The organism is Nioella sp. MMSF_3534, from assembly GCF_030732985.1.
Taxonomy (GTDB): Bacteria; Pseudomonadota; Alphaproteobacteria; order Rhodobacterales; family Rhodobacteraceae; genus Nioella.
In genome coordinates this window covers 1-14,246 of the sequence record NZ_JASHJX010000004.1, presented here as the reverse complement: position 1 = coordinate 14,246, position 14,246 = coordinate 1, and the positions used below count along the sequence as shown (strand labels likewise).

The window sequence follows — 14,246 nt, the reverse complement described above, 5'->3', positions numbered from 1 at the left end:
AGGGCAAGACCCCCGGAAAGGATGACAGGATGAGCGACGCAGACGGACGCACCACGCATTTCGGGTTTCAGACCGTGGCCGAGGACGAGAAGGCCGGGAAGGTCCACGGGGTCTTTACCAATGTCGCCTCCAAATACGATGTGATGAATGACGTGATGTCGGTCGGAATCCACCGGGTCTGGAAAGACGCGATGATGGATTGGCTGGCGCCGCGCGATGGGGTGAAGCTGCTGGATGTGGCGGGGGGGACCGGGGATATCTCCTTCCGGTTCCTCAAACGCGCGCCGGGGGCCCATGCCACGGTTCTGGACATGACGGAATCGATGCTGATCGAGGGGCAGAAGCGGGCGGAAGCCGAGCAGATGGCCGAGAAGCTCGACTGGATCGTCGGCGATGCCATGGCGCTGCCGTTTGAGGATAACAGCTTTGACGTTTACACGATCAGTTTCGGCATCCGGAACGTGACTCGGATTGGCGATGCGTTGTCGGAGGCCTACCGGGTTCTGAAACCCGGCGGGCGGTTGATGGTGCTGGAATTCAGCCAGTTGCCGAATGAGGGGATGCAGAAGCTCTATGACCTCTATTCCTTCAACGTGATCCCGAAGATGGGGAAGGTGATCGCCAATGACGCGGACAGCTATCAGTACCTTGTCGAGAGCATCCGTAAGTTCCCCGATCAGGAGATGTTTGCCAGCATGATCCGCGAGGCGGGGTTCGACATGGTCAAATATCGCAACCTGTCCATGGGCATCGCGGCGCTGCATTCGGGCTGGAAGATCTGAGATGCGGGGACCGCACAATATCTGGCGGCTGATCCGCACCGGCGCGACCTTTGAACGGACCGGTGCCATGGCCGAGGCGCTGGAGGCGATGGATGCGCCGCGTAGCGTTCGGTTGGGGCTGCGGATTCTGGCATGGCCGTTCAAATGGCTGGGTTTGCGCGGCGATACCAGCCTGCCGCCGCTGGTCAGGGCGCTGACCGCGCTTGGCCCGGCCTATATCAAGTTCGGGCAAATCCTGAGCACGCGCCCCGATGTGGTGGGGCCGGAGCTGGCGACGGAACTCAGGGTCTTGCAGGACAAGCTGCCGCCCTTTGACAGCGCCATTGCCAAGCGCACCATCGCGCAGGAGCTGGAGATTTCGGTCGAAGAGCTGTTCACCGAGTTTTCCGAACCCGTTGCGGCGGCCTCGATCGCGCAGGTACACCGCGCCCGGCTGCGCGACACCGGGCAGGAGGTGGCGGTCAAGGTGTTGCGCCCCGGCATCGAGCGCGCCTTTCGCAAGGATATCGACGCCTTCTACCTGATGGCGAGCTGGATCGAGACGCTGTCGCCTGCCTCGCGCCGCTTGCGGCCTCAGGACGTGATCGAGCATTTCGAAGGTGTGGTGATGCGGGAGTTGGACCTGCGCATCGAAAGCTCCGCCGCCGGGGAATTTGCCGCCAGAACCGAAAACGACGAGGGCTTTACCGTTCCGGCGGTCAACTGGTTTCTCTGTTCGCGCCGGGTGATGATGCTGGACTGGGCCGAGGGCGTGTCCTTCAGCGATATCGAGGCCATTGACGCGGCGGGCCATGACCGGACGGTGCTGGCCGAACGGGTCTTGCAGATGTTCCTGCGCCACGCGCTGCGCGACGGGTTCTTCCATGCGGATATGCATCAGGGCAACCTGAAGGTCGCGCCGAACGGCGATATCGTGGCGCTGGATTTCGGCATCATGGGGCGGCTGGATGAATATACCCGCCGGGTCTATGCCGAGATCCTGATGGGCTTCATCCGCCGTGACTATCGCCGCGTGGCCGAGGTGCATTTCGAGGCGGGTTACGTGCCCGCCGACCGCGATATCGACGAATTCGCGCAGGCGCTGCGCAGCGTGGGGGAGCCCATATTCGGCATGGATGCGAGCCGGATTTCCATGGCGCGGCTTCTCTCGTATCTCTTCGAGGTAACGGAACAGTTCGGCATGGAAACCCGGACAGAGCTGATCCTGCTGCAACGCACCATGGTGGTGGTGGAGGGCGTGGCCCGCTCGCTGGACGAGAATATCAATATCTGGAGCACGGCGCGCCCGGTGGTGGAGCAATACATCACCGAAAACCTCGGCCCAAAGGCGATGCTGCGCGACCTTGTGCGCACGGCGCAGGTGCTGTCCCGTTTCGGCCCGCGCCTGCCGCAGATGGCGCAGGATGCGCTGCTGTCCCACGCCAATACGCTGCCGCCGCCGCGCCGGTCGCGGGTGGCGGAGCGGCTGGCCTATCTGGTGGGCGGCGTGCTGCTGACCTTTGCCTCGGTCGCGGTTTGGGAATTCTGGTTCTGAGACCCTTGCGGGTTACGGGATGGACAGGGGGACGGGGCTTTGGGAAGGTTCTGCCAACCTTTCCGCTTGAGCGATCCCCATGGCGCATGACGCGATCCGATCCGAACTGACCGAGCTTTTCATGGCCGGTGTCGCCGCCGCCGACCCGGTGCGGGCCGTGGTTGAGGCCCTGAAGGCGCGCCCGGTCGAGGTGCCTGAGGGCGGAACGCTGATCCTGTTGGCCGTGGGCAAGGCCGCGAACGGGATGATGAAGGCGGCACTGTCTGCGGTGCCGGCGGGCGTGCCGACCCGCTGCCTGATCGTCACGAATTACGAGAACCACCGGGATATCGCGGGCGTGGCCTGCTACGGGACCGGGCATCCGCTGCCCGATGGCAACGGCGTGATTGCCGGGCTGGCGGTGGAGAAGCTGCTGCGCGAGGCGGGTGCGCGGGACATGGTGCTGGCGTTGATCTCGGGCGGGGGGTCGGCCTTGCTGCCGGGGCCGGTCAAGGGCCTGACACTGGCGGACAAGGCCGAAGTGAACCGGCTGCTTCTGGCCTCGGGTGCCGATATCCAAGAGACCAACATCGTCCGGCAGGCCCTGTCGCGCTTCAAGGGTGGCGGGCTGTTGCGGTTGGCGGCCCCTGCCCCGGTGCGCAGCCTGATCCTGTCGGATGTGGTGGGCGATGATCTGCGGGTGATTGCCAGTGGTCCGACGGTGGGGCCGATTGCCGATCTGGCCACCGCGCGGGACGTCGCGCACCGGCTTGGCATTTGGGAGCGGATGCCAGAGGCTGCGCGGGAGGCGATGGCGCGGGAGGCGCTGCGCGATCCACTGCCCGACCCTGACGCGGCGCTTGTCGGGTCGAACGCGATCAGCGTCGCGGCAATGGCGGCTGCGGCGGCGCGCCCCGTTCGGGTGGTCGAGGCCCCCCTGATCGGCCCGGTAACGACGGCGGCAGAACAGGTGCTGACCCTTGCCGCGACCACGCCCCCCGGCACGGCGCTGCTCTTTGGCGGGGAAACCACGGTCGTCTTGCAGGGCGACGGGCGCGGCGGGCGCAATCAGGAACTGGCGCTGCGGGTGGCGCTGCTGGCCGAGGAACGGGGCCTGACGGGCGATTGGCTGTTCCTGTCGGGCGGCACGGACGGGCGAGACGGACCGACCGACGCCGCAGGGGCCATCGTGGATCAGGACAGCCTTGGCCGGATGCGCATGGCGGGGGCCGACCCGACGGCCCTGCTGGCCAACAGCGACAGCTACGCGGCGCTGGCGGCGTCGGGCGATCTGTTGATGACCGGGGCAACGGGAACCAACGTGGCAGACCTTCAGATTTTCCTGACGCTTTGAACCTTTGCTTTGGCCGAACCGACAAAAAAGAGTCGGCGGATCGGAAATTTCCGGTCATACTATGCCGCATTAGGTTTGTGATTTTGGGAGACTGGACGTGGTGCGCCCCCGCGGGTTTCTGGCTCATAGTCTGCTGGTTGTTCTGACGGCTCTGATCGGGCTGTCCCTGCCCGGGCAGCTCAGGGCGGAACGGGTTGCGCTGATCATTGGCAATTCCCAATACTCCTCCAGCCCGCTGATCAACCCCGTCAACGACGCCACCGACATGGCCGAACGGCTGACCGAGATCGGCTTTCGCGTGCATGGCGACGGGCCGATGCTGGATCAGGATCTGCACGGGATGCAGGTGGCGATCCGCGATTTCACCCGCAGTCTGAACCCCGGCGATCTGGCGGTGTTCTACTTTGCCGGGCATGGGGTTGAATACAAGGGCACCAATTACCTGATCCCCACCGATGACGAAGAAATCGCCTTCGCCGAGGATGTGCCGGACTGGGCCTATCCCGCGCCGCGCCTTCTGGAACGGCTGGCCGCGACCGGGGCCACGGGGGTGATCATCCTCGATGCCTGCCGCAACAACCCGCTGCCCGAACGCGGCGGCGGGCGCGATCTGGGGATCGGCCTGTCGGCGATGGATACGCCTGCGGGCGCGTCCGCCTTCATCCTTTATGCCGCCGCGCCCGGCCAGACCTCGTCCGATGGCGAGGGGCGCAACGGGCTCTTTACCGGGGCGCTGTTGCAGGCGCTGGAACGGCCCACGCGGCGGATCGACGACATCATGTACGAGGTGTCCTTCGCGGTGCGCAACGCCACGCAGGGCCGCCAGGTGCCGTGGCTGGAATTTGCCTTTGCCGGAGAGATTCCACCGCAATTCCAGATCGGCGACGGGCGCGCCGACACAAACGAGGTGCCGGTGCAGGTGGAGGAGGCCGGTCTGCCCAGTGCCGGCAAGCCCGGCCGGGGGATCGAGGACGAGGGCGAGCCCCTGTACGGCACGATTGAGTTGGCCGCCGGCCCGCCGGACACCGCCATGGCGCTGGATATGCTGGCAGGCGGGTACGAGGATGCCTCGCAGCTTGGCGGCAATTGTTATGGCTTCGTGGCCAGCAGCCCGGATTTCCAGCTCGACTGGCAAGAGACGATTGGCCCGCTCAGGATCACGACGCTCAGCGATGAGGATACGGTGCTGGTGATGCGCCGCCCCGATGGTACATGGCTGTGTCGTGGCACCATGTCCGATGGCGCGCCGCCGGTTCTGGCCCTGTCAGACCTGAGCGCGGGCAGTTACCGCATCTGGGTCGGCACCGAACGCGAACTGCCGGTTGCGCCCGATGCCGAACTGATCGTCGAAGCGCTGTTGCCCGAGCCGGTGGCCGTCGCGCCGGTCGTTCAGGATGACGCAGGTGCGGGCGTCGGGTTCATCGTCACCTCGCCCTCGGAAACGCCGCCCGCCATCGCATTGAACCCCGAGGCAACGATCGAGCGGGCAATAGACTAGGTCATTTCGCGGCCCGCATTGGACCACGGGCCGGACAAACAGGGTATGAAAGGATGAGCCATATGAGATCTCTGACCCTTGGTGCCGCCCTTCTGACGGCCGGTTTCTTCGCAGCCCCCGATGCCGCCGAGGCGCAGGAGTTTTGCTCGGGCGACCGGGTGATGGGCGGCTGTGCCGTGTCGATCAGCGATTTTCCCTGGATGGTGTCGCTGAACCAGGCCAATGCACGCAGCCGGTTCGACGGGCATTTCTGCGGCGGTACCGTGATTGCGGACAGGTGGGTGCTGACCGCGGCTCATTGCGTCGATACGGTCGCCCCCAACAATCCGAGCGGGCTGGAAATCTACGCCAACACCTCCAGCCTGCAGGGCGGGGGCACGGCCTTCGACGTGTCTCGTGTCTATCTGCATTCCGGGTATCAGGGGGTTGGCGTCAACGACATTGCCCTGCTGGAGCTTGCCCGCCCCACGGGCATCACCCCGGTGCGCCTGTCGGATGCGGCGCTGGCCCCGGTGGTGGAACAGATTGGCGATCAGACCGTGATCATCGGCTGGGGCCTGACGCCGCCACCGCATATCTCGCGCGGCCGCGGACCCCTGACCCAGGCAGAGCGCGCGACCTCTTCACCGCCGTCGATGTGGGACACGTCGCAGGTGCTGCTCGGCGCGGCGGTGCCGATTGTGCATAACCAACTGTGTTCGTCGAACGCGGGTGCAGGTGTTATCTGCGCCGGTTTCCAGGAGGCCGTTGCCGATGCCTGCCGGGGCGACAGCGGCGGGCCGCTGCTGGCCGCTGACACGCAGGGATATGTACAGGTCGGGCTGGTGTCGGGCGGCAATTACTGCCACCAGGATGGCGACCACTACGGCACCTATACCCGTGTGTCAGCCTATCAGGACTGGATCGCGGCGACCATGGCGGGCGAAACCCCGCAGGTCGATCTGCGCCCGAGCGAGCCCAACTACAACCTGCCGCCGACCTTCGGCAATGTAACCCTGTCGAGCGGCTTCTCGCCTGATCCCTACCTTCAGCATCTGTTGGCCGGCGGTCTGTTGGAAGCCTCCAGCGCCGGGCAGGGCTGTGCCGGTCACGTGGCCGAGGCCCCGGATTTCCAGGTCTATTACCAGGGCGTCGGCGCGCCCTTGTCCTTCACGGTCGAGTCGCAGAGCGACACCAGCCTGCTGATCAACGGACCGGACGGGCAGTGGTATTGCGACGACAATGGCGCAGGCGGGATCAACCCGAGCCTCGTCTGGGGCGCCCCGCCGCAGGGCCGCTACGATATCTATGTCGGCACGATCCAGACATATGACGAGGTGGGCTACCCAGAGGCGCAGCTGATCATCGGGGGCGGCGGTGGCGCCGGGTCCGGTGGCGGCACCGCCCCCGTGGATGACGGCAAGTAAGTCTGCCCAAGCGGCGGGCCTGTTGCACGGGCCCGCCCGTCAGATCGGATCGCGCACCGCCTGCACGAGCGACGCATTGACCTGCACGCCACCGGGCATCGACAGCCAGATATCGCCATTCACGATCTGCGCCTCCTCGATCCTTGCGTAACCCTGTGCCGGTTGCGTGTCGATCGGTTCGTCATCGCGGAAGTATTCCACGTGGAAGCCGTAGACGCCGCTTGGCAACGGCTCGCCATCGGTGGTCACACCCGCCCAGGCAAAGGCGGTTTCGGTGGCCGGAATGGCCACCCGCTGCAATGTCTGCCCGTCGGCATCCGTCACCACGAGTTCCATCCGATCGGCCAGCGCGTTGTCGCTGGCATAGAGCGTCAGCGGCTCTCCATCGAAGGCCATCGGCATCTCGGCACGGGCATCCATGCCGATCCAGCCCGCGATCTGGCCCATGCTGGACAGCGCCATGCTGTCTTGGAGGCTGCCAAGCAGTTCATTCGTGCGAACCTGTTGTTCGACACCCGAGAAGGTGGCCAGCTGTGTGGCGAATTCGGTCGATTCCATCGGGTTCAGCGGATCCTGATTCTGCATCTGGGTGGTCAGCATCGTCAGGAAGGTCTGGAAGTCGGAATTGATCATGGTGCGATCTTCCGACGCCGCCGATGTGCCGGCGGTCTGGCTGGTCTGGGGTATGGTGGCGACGTCCATGTCTGTCCTCCGTTAAAGGCGAATATCCAGGCCCGATTGCCCTGTCCGTGCAGAGGCGACCGGCGATCGGTCCGGGATGTGGGACGGGTGAATCTGCGCGTCGTCTTCGCGCACCACAGGGGGCGGCGCATCGGGCCTGTGCTGCTGGCCACCCGGATCGCGGCCCGAGAAGCTGAACCCGGCATGATCGAGGCCCTGACGCTGGAGTTCCTGCATCAGGGCGGCGCCGTTGCGACGGAGCAGATCCAGTGTTTCGGGCAGATCGGCCTGAAGATGCAGGACCATGCCTTCGGCTCCCCGGCTGACAGACACACGAATGGCCCCAAGCTCTGGCGGATCGAGCGTCAGTTCCAGCGGGGCATCGCGATCGGTCATCATCGGCACAGCGGCGATCCGTTGCGCAAGCTGCGTCGGCACCGGATCGGGGCGCGGGATGGGTGCGGGCTCCGTCGGTCGGATATCGGCATGGGCAGGGGCGGGCAATGGGGCATCCGGGATGCTGACCGGATCGGCCAGACTCGGGGCGAAATCCCCTCTGGCGGTCATGTCCGGCATCGCTTGACGCGGCGCGGGGGCGGTGACTGCCGCCTCGGATTTTGGCCGGGTGACCTGTGGGACTGACGGTTCCGGCGTTGCGGTCGGGATCGGTTGCCGGGGGGCCACCTCAATGGGTCGCAGTTGTGGGGAGGGCACCGCAACGGAACGCGGTTGAGCGGGCTGTTGGGTCATTGCCGACGCGTCGGCCACCGAACCTGAGGGCATGGAGACAGACACAGGTGGCACTAAGGGCTGCGGCTGCCGGGAGGGTCGGAGTGGCGCTGGAATCACGTCCGCGCGGGCCGATTGGAGGGAAGTGTCAGCCATTCGGGTCGGATTGTGCGGCATTGGCCGTTCGGCTGGCTTGGACGGTTCCGCGATTTCGGCCCCGGCCGCGGGTTCGCCGCGAGATGGGGTCACCACCGCCCGCGGGGCCAGCCAATGAGATCTGCCTGGCGTCTCTTCTTCTTGCTTGGCGAAAGGCGGGGGGGACGATCGGCCGGCCGCCTGACCCATGGTTTCATGCTGCACCGGGGCGACGGGGTGTGGAATCTCGCGCGGTGACGGATCAGTGGGGGGGAGGGAGACAGGCTCTACCCTGGCTTGAGTCTCCCCAATGCCTCGGGGCGCTGGTGTCTGCGCCATTGGCGGCGCTGCATCCCCCGAGGGGTGGCCATCGCGGGACCGGAGCACCGTGGCGGGATTCGGGAGTGATTTGCCCTCAATCGAGGGCCTTGCGCTGTCCGGTGAGACAATCCGATGCGATTGGACCGGGGAGGCCAACGTCGCGGCAACGCGCAGAGGTGATGGAACCTCCGGTTGCTGGAGGGCCGTGCTGCGGTCATTTTCTGAACCGGAAGATGCCGAACTGCCCTGTCGCGGCGTGGCAGCCTGATTGCCTGCCGGACGGGGGGGCGTTGCCGCAGGGATGGCCTTCGCGGTGCTCGGGGCGGATTTCTGAGCTAAAACCGGCGTGCCGTCGCGGGACTTCGGCATGGCCTCTTGGGCGGTATTCGGTGGCTGGGCCGTTGATCCTGCCCCGTGGGACGGCGCAGGCAGCGCCGGGCCAAAACGACCTTCCGCAATGCTGTTCTCCATGCTGCTCGGTCGATATCCGGTGCCCACATCTTGCGCCGATTGGGAGGGCATTGCGTCCGGCAGGGGCACCGGGGTGTTTTCCGTGCGCGAGATCGGGAGCGCCTGGCCGTTTTCGTTCGGGTCGCGTGCGACGGGCCGCGGGACGGGAGGGGCGATTTCAGATCCCAGGCCGCGGACCGGCACGCGTTGCGCGGGCACTTCCTGCTCCGGGACGGGGGGGATTGCCTGTGTGGTGGTGCGACTATTGGCGGTTTGCCCGGCTGCCGGCGGGAGTGAATGCGCCACTGGTTCCGACATGAGCCGACTCGACGGCAAGCGTGCCTCGCCTGACGGGAAATGACCGCTGAACGCGGGCGCAGGCGTTTCAGGAGACATGACAGAGGGTGTCATAGGCTCGGTCGGGACCACGACTTGCAGTTGCAGGGATGGCGCGGGTTCGGGGGTGTCACCGGGTGGTTCGGGCACCAGCGTTTGGAGGGCAACAAGCTGATCTGCCACTTCACGATCCGATGAATCACCAGACAAGTCATGATCGGTCATCACGACCGGCGCGGGTGGAATCGCGCCGTCGGCTGGCGTCGCACCCTCTGACCAGACCGCACGCCACGGACCCAGGCCCGGACCGGGCAGCCCGGATACGGGAAGTTCGTTATCCTGCCATTGAAACTCCGCAGCAAACTCCACCCCGGTCAGATCTTCGGACCGCCCTGCGCCACGGGAGGCGGCGGGGGGGGCAAGCGGCTGCACGATCTGCACTATTGAATGCATGGAACCTTCCAGATTTCTTCCGGGTCGATCCGCAGTTTCCGCGCCAGAACTTACCAATTCTTTACTTCCGCGCACGATAGTCGCCCCGAATACGGAGAATTGGAAATGTCTGACCTCACCCTTTCGCCTGTCACCCAAAGCCCCCTGACGCCCCGCCGCGAGGCGGAGCTGCGGGGGGCTGCGCAGGAACTGGAGGCGGCATTTCTGTCCGAAATGCTGCGCCATGGCGGGCTTGGCACCCCGCGCGACAGCTTCGGCGGTGGCCATGGGGAGGATCAGTTCGCCTCGTTCCTGAGGACCGAACAGGCGCGCGCAATGGCGGCGGGTGGGGGAATCGGGTTGGCCGAATCGTTGTTCAATGCGCTGGCCGCGCGTGAGGAACCGGCCCGATGATCTGGCGGTCAGGCGATTCTCTGGCCGCTGCCGACCGGGCGCTGTCCGGAGTGGAGGCGCTCTTGCGCAGCCAGCGATTCTCCGATCTGCCCACAGCCATGATTACGCTGGAACGAGCGATGCACTCACTTCAAGGCGACGGCATTGACAGATCCGCCACCGCCCGGCTGGCCGATATGCGCCAGCGCGCGGGACAGGTGAGCACGCTTTTGCGCGCAGTCATGGCAGGGATGCGGGATGCGCGTAACAGCCTGTCAGGACCATCGGGTTTTTCCAGCTATGACGCCCAGGGGCGCAGTGGTCATATCGGGCAGGCGCAGACCCGGTTCGAACGCCGCCGATAACCTGCCGAATTTCACTAAAAACCAGCGGAAAAGCCCCGTGATCTTAGGAGCTTGTTAGAGCTTTCGGGCAATGGTTCCCCTGCACCGTACTGGGTGGCGTGTCGGGCCGCAAAGGCCCGCCGCAGGCGTCAGAAGACGTTTTGGGCTGACCTGCGAAGGCAGGTCTGAAACGGGCGCGGAATCCAGGCGCCGATCTAACTGAGGAAGGACAAGACATGTCCAGCATTCTGACGAACACCAGCGCTATGGTCGCGCTGCAGACCCTGAAATCCGTCAATTCGAACCTGAACAAGACGCAGGAGGAAATCTCGACCGGCAAATCCGTGGCCACGGCCAAGGACAATTCCGCGGTCTGGGCCATTTCCAAGGTGATGGAATCGGATGTGAAAGGGTTCAAAGGCATCTCGGAAAGCCTGTCTTTGGGCGAATCCACCGTCGCGGTGGCGCGCAATGCATCGGAAACCGTGACCGACCTGCTGACCGAGATCAAAGGCAAGATCGTCGCCGCGCAGGAAGAAAACGTCGACCGCGCCAAGATCCAGACCGACATCAGCGCCCTGCGCGACCAGATCACCTCGGTCGTCAGTGCGGCGCAGTTCAACGGGCTGAACCTGGTGCAGGGCACCGACGACGTGAATGTTCTGTCCTCGCTCGATCGGGCGTCGAACGGGACCGTGACGGCCAGCAACATCACCGTTGCGCGGCAGGATCTGACGACAAGCTCCGGGGTTTATGGCAGCGGCGCATCGCTGGCCACCAACATCACCGCAGGGGCGGCATCCATCGACAGCACCGGGGCGGCGAACTCTGTCGCGCTGACCTATGCCAACACGTCGGGGGCCGATTCGCTGGAACTGACGATCAACGGATCGACCATCACCGTGGCCTTCGATACGGATGCGGCGACGATGATCGACAATGCCGAGGGGCAGATCAACGCGCTTGGCCTGACCGGGATCAGCGCGTCGTCCAATGGCTCTGGCGTTTTGACCCTGACGAACACCAATTCCTTCGACGAGTTCACCGTCGGCTGGAATTCGGGTGGCACCGATACCATCGCCATGACCAACAACGGCACGGGTGATAGCGCCGTTGCAGCGACCGGGTCCGACAGCACCACGCTGACCTACCGGGCCGAGGAAGTGGCCCTGTCTACCAGTGCCACGGTGAACGAGGGCGACAGCTATCGCATCTCGGTCAACGGCAATGACTATGACTACATCGCTGGCAAGGGTGAAACCATGGAGGACGTCGCGCGCGGCCTGAAGACGGCCGTGGATGCGGGCGGGGAAACCGGGGTGACCACCCAGGTAACCGGCAATGCCACCGATGGCTGGAAGGTTCTGGTCGACTATGACGGCACCGATGCCACCGCGGGTGCCACGATGACGCTGGCGGACAATGGCCAGGCAGGCGGTACGGCCTCTGGCGGGCTCTTCGGGCTCGACAATATCGACGTGACCACGGACACCGGGGCCGATTCCGCGCTCGATAACGTGGAAACGCTGATCCAGAACTCCATTGATGCGGCGGCCAGTTTCGGCTCGGCCCAGGGCCGGATCGAAACCCAGTCGAACTTCATCGACAGCCTGGTGGATTCGCTGAAAGCAGGGATCGGCACGCTGGTCGATGCCAATATGGAGGAGGCCTCGGCCAAGCTGCAGGCGCTGCAGGTGCAGCAGCAGCTGGCGACGCAATCGCTGTCCATCGCCAACCAGGCGCCGCAGTCGATTCTGTCGCTGTTCCGTTAACACCGGACCGGGCCGGGGGGAACGCCCCGGCCCACCCGTCACCAGACCCCCTGACCTGACATTCCGGAAGGAACACCACCGTGACGACATCCTACCTGGCGCAAAGCGCCTACAACCCGGTCCGATCCGCCGTAAAAACCGAGCGTGGGACCGAACATGCCGCCTTCGAACGGGTCACTGTGCAGCTGTCGCGCGCCAACCGCCCCGAGGCCAGCGTTGCCCAAAGGGCCAGCGCATTGCATGACAACCGCCGCCTCTGGACGCTGTTGGCCGCCAACGTGGCCGATTCCGCCAATGCCCTGCCGCAGGCGCTGCGGGCACAGATATTCTACCTCGCCGAATTCACCCTTCAGCACAGCCGCAAGGCCCTGTCCGGGGACGCGTCCCTCGCGCCCCTTATCGACATAAACACCGCCGTAATGCGCGGATTGCGGGGGGAGGCGCAGGCAGCATGAGCGGTCTTGTCCTCAAACTGTCCCCCAAGGAGCGCGTGCTGATCAACGGTGCCGTCATCGAGAATGGCGACCGCCGGTCGCGGCTGTCCATTGTCACGCCAAATGCCAATATCCTGCGCCTGCGCGACGCCATTCACCCCGAAGAGGTGACCACGCCTGTTCGTCGGGTCTGTTATATCGCGCAGCTCGTTCTGTCGGGCGATGCGGAGGAAGAGGAGGCGAGACTACAGATCCTGCGCGGGATCGAACAGCTGAGCCAGGTCTTCACCGATCCGGACAGCCGGTCGCAGCTTGCCATTGCCACCGATCAGATCGTGGCGGGCAATGCCTATCAGGCGCTGAAGGCGCTGCGCACCCTTCTGCCGCGCGAAGAGCGGCTGATGGCGGCGCGTCCACAATGAGCTTTACCCCCGTCATCCCGATGGGGGGATACGCCGGCTGGCGTTTCCTGAACCGCACCATGGATCAGCAAAGCGCCAGCCTGGCCGCCAGCCCGTCGTTGCAGCGGGATATGGCATATTTCCGGGAAACTATCGGCAGCGTGACCAGTGCCGAAGACCTGGTGAAGGATTACAGGTTGTTGCGCGTGTCGCTGACCGCCTTCGGGCTGCAGGACGACTTGCCCAACAAGTATTTCATCCAGCGTATTCTGGAGGATGGCGTTGTCGAGGAGGACGCGCTGTCCAACCGGCTCGCTGACAAACGCTATCGGGAGTTCTCGGAGGCCTTTGGCTTCGGCACCGGCCTGCCGCCCCTGTCGCGGCTGCCGGGATTTGCCGACAGGATTCTCGACCGGTTTCAGGCCCAGAGTTTCGAGCAGGCCGTGGGCGAGGTGGATGGCGACATGCGCCTCGCCCTCAACGCGGCACGGGAGCTGCCGGAACTGGCGGCGGAGGGCGGCAAGAACTCCACGCTCTGGTTCCGCATCATGGGAAACACGCCGTTGCGAGAGGTTTTCGAGACGGCGTTTGGCCTGCCGTCTTCGGTTGGCACGCTCGATCTCGACCGGCAACTCGGCATCTTTCAGGAACGGGCAGAGGACATGCTGGGATCTTCCGATATTGCCCAGTTCACGGATCCCGAACGCATGGACGAGTTGATGCGACAATTCCTCGCCCGCGCGCAGCTTAATCAGGTGCCGGCATCCACCACATCTGCCTCCATCGCCCTTGTGCTGCTTCAGGGCGGGGGCTGATCTGTCGGAGCTCCGGGCTCCAGCACCTCTGCCAGGCGCATAAACGCATCCGCCGCGCCGGAACTGTCGCTGGCGAGGAATGCGTCGAGGCCCGGCCAGACCGAAATCGCCTCGTCGATGGCCGGATCCGACCCCGCCGAATACAGACCCGCCTGCAACATCAGCTCGGCCCGGTCATGGACCCCAAGATGACGGCGGGCGGCGGCGATCAGGCGGTTTTCCTCGGCACTGGCAGCGCGTGGCAGGCTGCGAGAGACAGAGCGCAGCAGGTCTACCGCCGGAAAGCGTCCGCGCTCGGCGATTTCACGGTCGAGCACAACATGGCCGTCCAAAACGCCGCGCAGCGTGTCTGCCACCGGTTCCTCCATATCCGACCCGGCGACCAGCACCGACAGAACGCCCGTGATGTCCCCCTGCCCCGGCCCGCCCGGCCCCGCCCGTTCGCAAAGC

At 65.1% G+C, this 14,246-nt stretch carries 13 protein-coding genes and 1 pseudogene; 11 read left to right on the top strand and 3 right to left on the bottom strand.

What is annotated here, in order from left to right; translation table 11 throughout:
• The first annotated feature begins 29 nt into the window (after nucleotides 1-29).
• The 5 genes from ubiE to RBB16_RS02540 all read left to right on the top strand — a co-directional run bounded on the left by ubiE (nucleotide 30) and on the right by RBB16_RS02540 (nucleotide 6,553).
• Nucleotides 30-782, top strand: a complete 753-nt coding sequence (gene ubiE / locus RBB16_RS02560) for a bifunctional demethylmenaquinone methyltransferase/2-methoxy-6-polyprenyl-1,4-benzoquinol methylase UbiE (RefSeq protein WP_306044650.1) — start codon at nucleotides 30-32, stop codon at nucleotides 780-782.
• A 1-nt stretch (nucleotide 783) separates the two neighbouring features.
• Complete coding sequence (ubiB, locus tag RBB16_RS02555) at nucleotides 784-2,316, top strand: 2-polyprenylphenol 6-hydroxylase (RefSeq protein ID WP_306044649.1); 1,533 nt, start codon at nucleotides 784-786, stop codon at nucleotides 2,314-2,316.
• Nucleotides 2,317-2,395: 79 nt separating this feature from the next.
• Nucleotides 2,396-3,649: a glycerate kinase gene (locus RBB16_RS02550; protein ID WP_306044648.1), complete on the top strand. Its 1,254-nt coding sequence runs from the start codon at nucleotides 2,396-2,398 to the stop codon at nucleotides 3,647-3,649.
• Between the two features lie 97 nt (nucleotides 3,650-3,746).
• Nucleotides 3,747-5,147, top strand: a complete 1,401-nt coding sequence (locus RBB16_RS02545) for a caspase family protein (RefSeq protein ID WP_306044647.1) — start codon at nucleotides 3,747-3,749, stop codon at nucleotides 5,145-5,147.
• Nucleotides 5,148-5,209: 62 nt separating this feature from the next.
• Nucleotides 5,210-6,553: a trypsin-like serine protease gene (locus RBB16_RS02540; protein ID WP_306044646.1), complete on the top strand. Its 1,344-nt coding sequence runs from the start codon at nucleotides 5,210-5,212 to the stop codon at nucleotides 6,551-6,553.
• A gap of 39 nt (nucleotides 6,554-6,592) precedes the next feature.
• Here RBB16_RS02540 and RBB16_RS02535 read toward each other — a convergent pair whose 3' ends face one another.
• Complete coding sequence (locus RBB16_RS02535; RefSeq protein WP_306044645.1) at nucleotides 6,593-7,255, bottom strand: flagellar hook capping FlgD N-terminal domain-containing protein; 663 nt, start codon at nucleotides 7,253-7,255, stop codon at nucleotides 6,593-6,595.
• 12 nt (nucleotides 7,256-7,267) lie between these two features.
• The gene (locus RBB16_RS02530; protein WP_306044644.1) at nucleotides 7,268-7,801 is read right to left on the bottom strand and encodes a flagellar hook-length control protein FliK; all 534 of its coding nucleotides are present in this window, start codon (nucleotides 7,799-7,801) and stop codon (nucleotides 7,268-7,270) included.
• Nucleotides 7,802-9,763: 1,962 nt separating this feature from the next.
• Between RBB16_RS02530 and RBB16_RS02525 the strand changes: the two genes are divergently transcribed.
• From RBB16_RS02525 to RBB16_RS02500, 6 genes are all read left to right on the top strand, one after another.
• On the top strand, nucleotides 9,764-10,051 hold the full coding sequence (locus tag RBB16_RS02525) for a rod-binding protein (RefSeq protein WP_306044643.1): 288 nt from the start codon (nucleotides 9,764-9,766) through the stop codon (nucleotides 10,049-10,051).
• On the top strand, nucleotides 10,048-10,395 hold the full coding sequence (locus RBB16_RS02520) for a hypothetical protein (RefSeq protein WP_306044641.1): 348 nt from the start codon (nucleotides 10,048-10,050) through the stop codon (nucleotides 10,393-10,395). The genes RBB16_RS02525 and RBB16_RS02520 overlap by 4 nt, the downstream gene beginning before the upstream one ends.
• Before the next feature lie 215 nt (nucleotides 10,396-10,610).
• On the top strand, nucleotides 10,611-12,146 hold the full coding sequence (locus RBB16_RS02515) for a flagellin (RefSeq protein ID WP_306044640.1): 1,536 nt from the start codon (nucleotides 10,611-10,613) through the stop codon (nucleotides 12,144-12,146).
• Between the two features lie 80 nt (nucleotides 12,147-12,226).
• Nucleotides 12,227-12,601 (top strand): flagellar biosynthesis regulator FlaF, encoded by a 375-nt coding sequence (gene flaF / locus RBB16_RS02510; protein WP_306044639.1) that lies wholly within the window; start codon nucleotides 12,227-12,229, stop codon nucleotides 12,599-12,601.
• Complete coding sequence (gene flbT, locus RBB16_RS02505) at nucleotides 12,598-13,002, top strand: flagellar biosynthesis repressor FlbT (RefSeq protein ID WP_306044638.1); 405 nt, start codon at nucleotides 12,598-12,600, stop codon at nucleotides 13,000-13,002. The genes flaF and flbT overlap by 4 nt, the downstream gene beginning before the upstream one ends.
• On the top strand, nucleotides 12,999-13,796 hold the full coding sequence (locus RBB16_RS02500; protein WP_306044637.1) for a DUF1217 domain-containing protein: 798 nt from the start codon (nucleotides 12,999-13,001) through the stop codon (nucleotides 13,794-13,796). Before flbT ends, RBB16_RS02500 begins: the two co-directional genes overlap by 4 nt.
• On the opposite strand, the pseudogene fliI reads toward RBB16_RS02500, so the two are convergent.
• Nucleotides 13,781-14,246, bottom strand: a pseudogene (gene fliI / locus RBB16_RS02495) (flagellum-specific ATP synthase FliI); the annotation flags it as partial. The gene RBB16_RS02500 and the pseudogene fliI overlap by 16 nt on opposite strands.

Excerpts from the sequence above, each read along its gene's own strand:
- ubiE (WP_306044650.1), top strand. The coding sequence starts at position 30 with ATGAGCGACGCAGACGGACGCACCACGCATTTCGGGTTTCAGACCGTG.
- ubiB (WP_306044649.1), top strand. The coding sequence starts at position 784 with ATGCGGGGACCGCACAATATCTGGCGGCTGATCCGCACCGGCGCGACC.
- RBB16_RS02550 (WP_306044648.1), top strand. The coding sequence starts at position 2,396 with ATGGCGCATGACGCGATCCGATCCGAACTGACCGAGCTTTTCATGGCC.
- RBB16_RS02540 (WP_306044646.1), top strand. The coding sequence starts at position 5,210 with ATGAGATCTCTGACCCTTGGTGCCGCCCTTCTGACGGCCGGTTTCTTC.
- RBB16_RS02535 (WP_306044645.1), bottom strand. The coding sequence starts at position 7,255 with ATGGACGTCGCCACCATACCCCAGACCAGCCAGACCGCCGGCACATCG.
- RBB16_RS02530 (WP_306044644.1), bottom strand. The coding sequence starts at position 7,801 with ATGACCGCCAGAGGGGATTTCGCCCCGAGTCTGGCCGATCCGGTCAGC.
- RBB16_RS02525 (WP_306044643.1), top strand. The coding sequence starts at position 9,764 with ATGTCTGACCTCACCCTTTCGCCTGTCACCCAAAGCCCCCTGACGCCC.
- RBB16_RS02520 (WP_306044641.1), top strand. The coding sequence starts at position 10,048 with ATGATCTGGCGGTCAGGCGATTCTCTGGCCGCTGCCGACCGGGCGCTG.
- RBB16_RS02515 (WP_306044640.1), top strand. The coding sequence starts at position 10,611 with ATGTCCAGCATTCTGACGAACACCAGCGCTATGGTCGCGCTGCAGACC.
- flbT (WP_306044638.1), top strand. The coding sequence starts at position 12,598 with ATGAGCGGTCTTGTCCTCAAACTGTCCCCCAAGGAGCGCGTGCTGATC.
- RBB16_RS02500 (WP_306044637.1), top strand. The coding sequence starts at position 12,999 with ATGAGCTTTACCCCCGTCATCCCGATGGGGGGATACGCCGGCTGGCGT.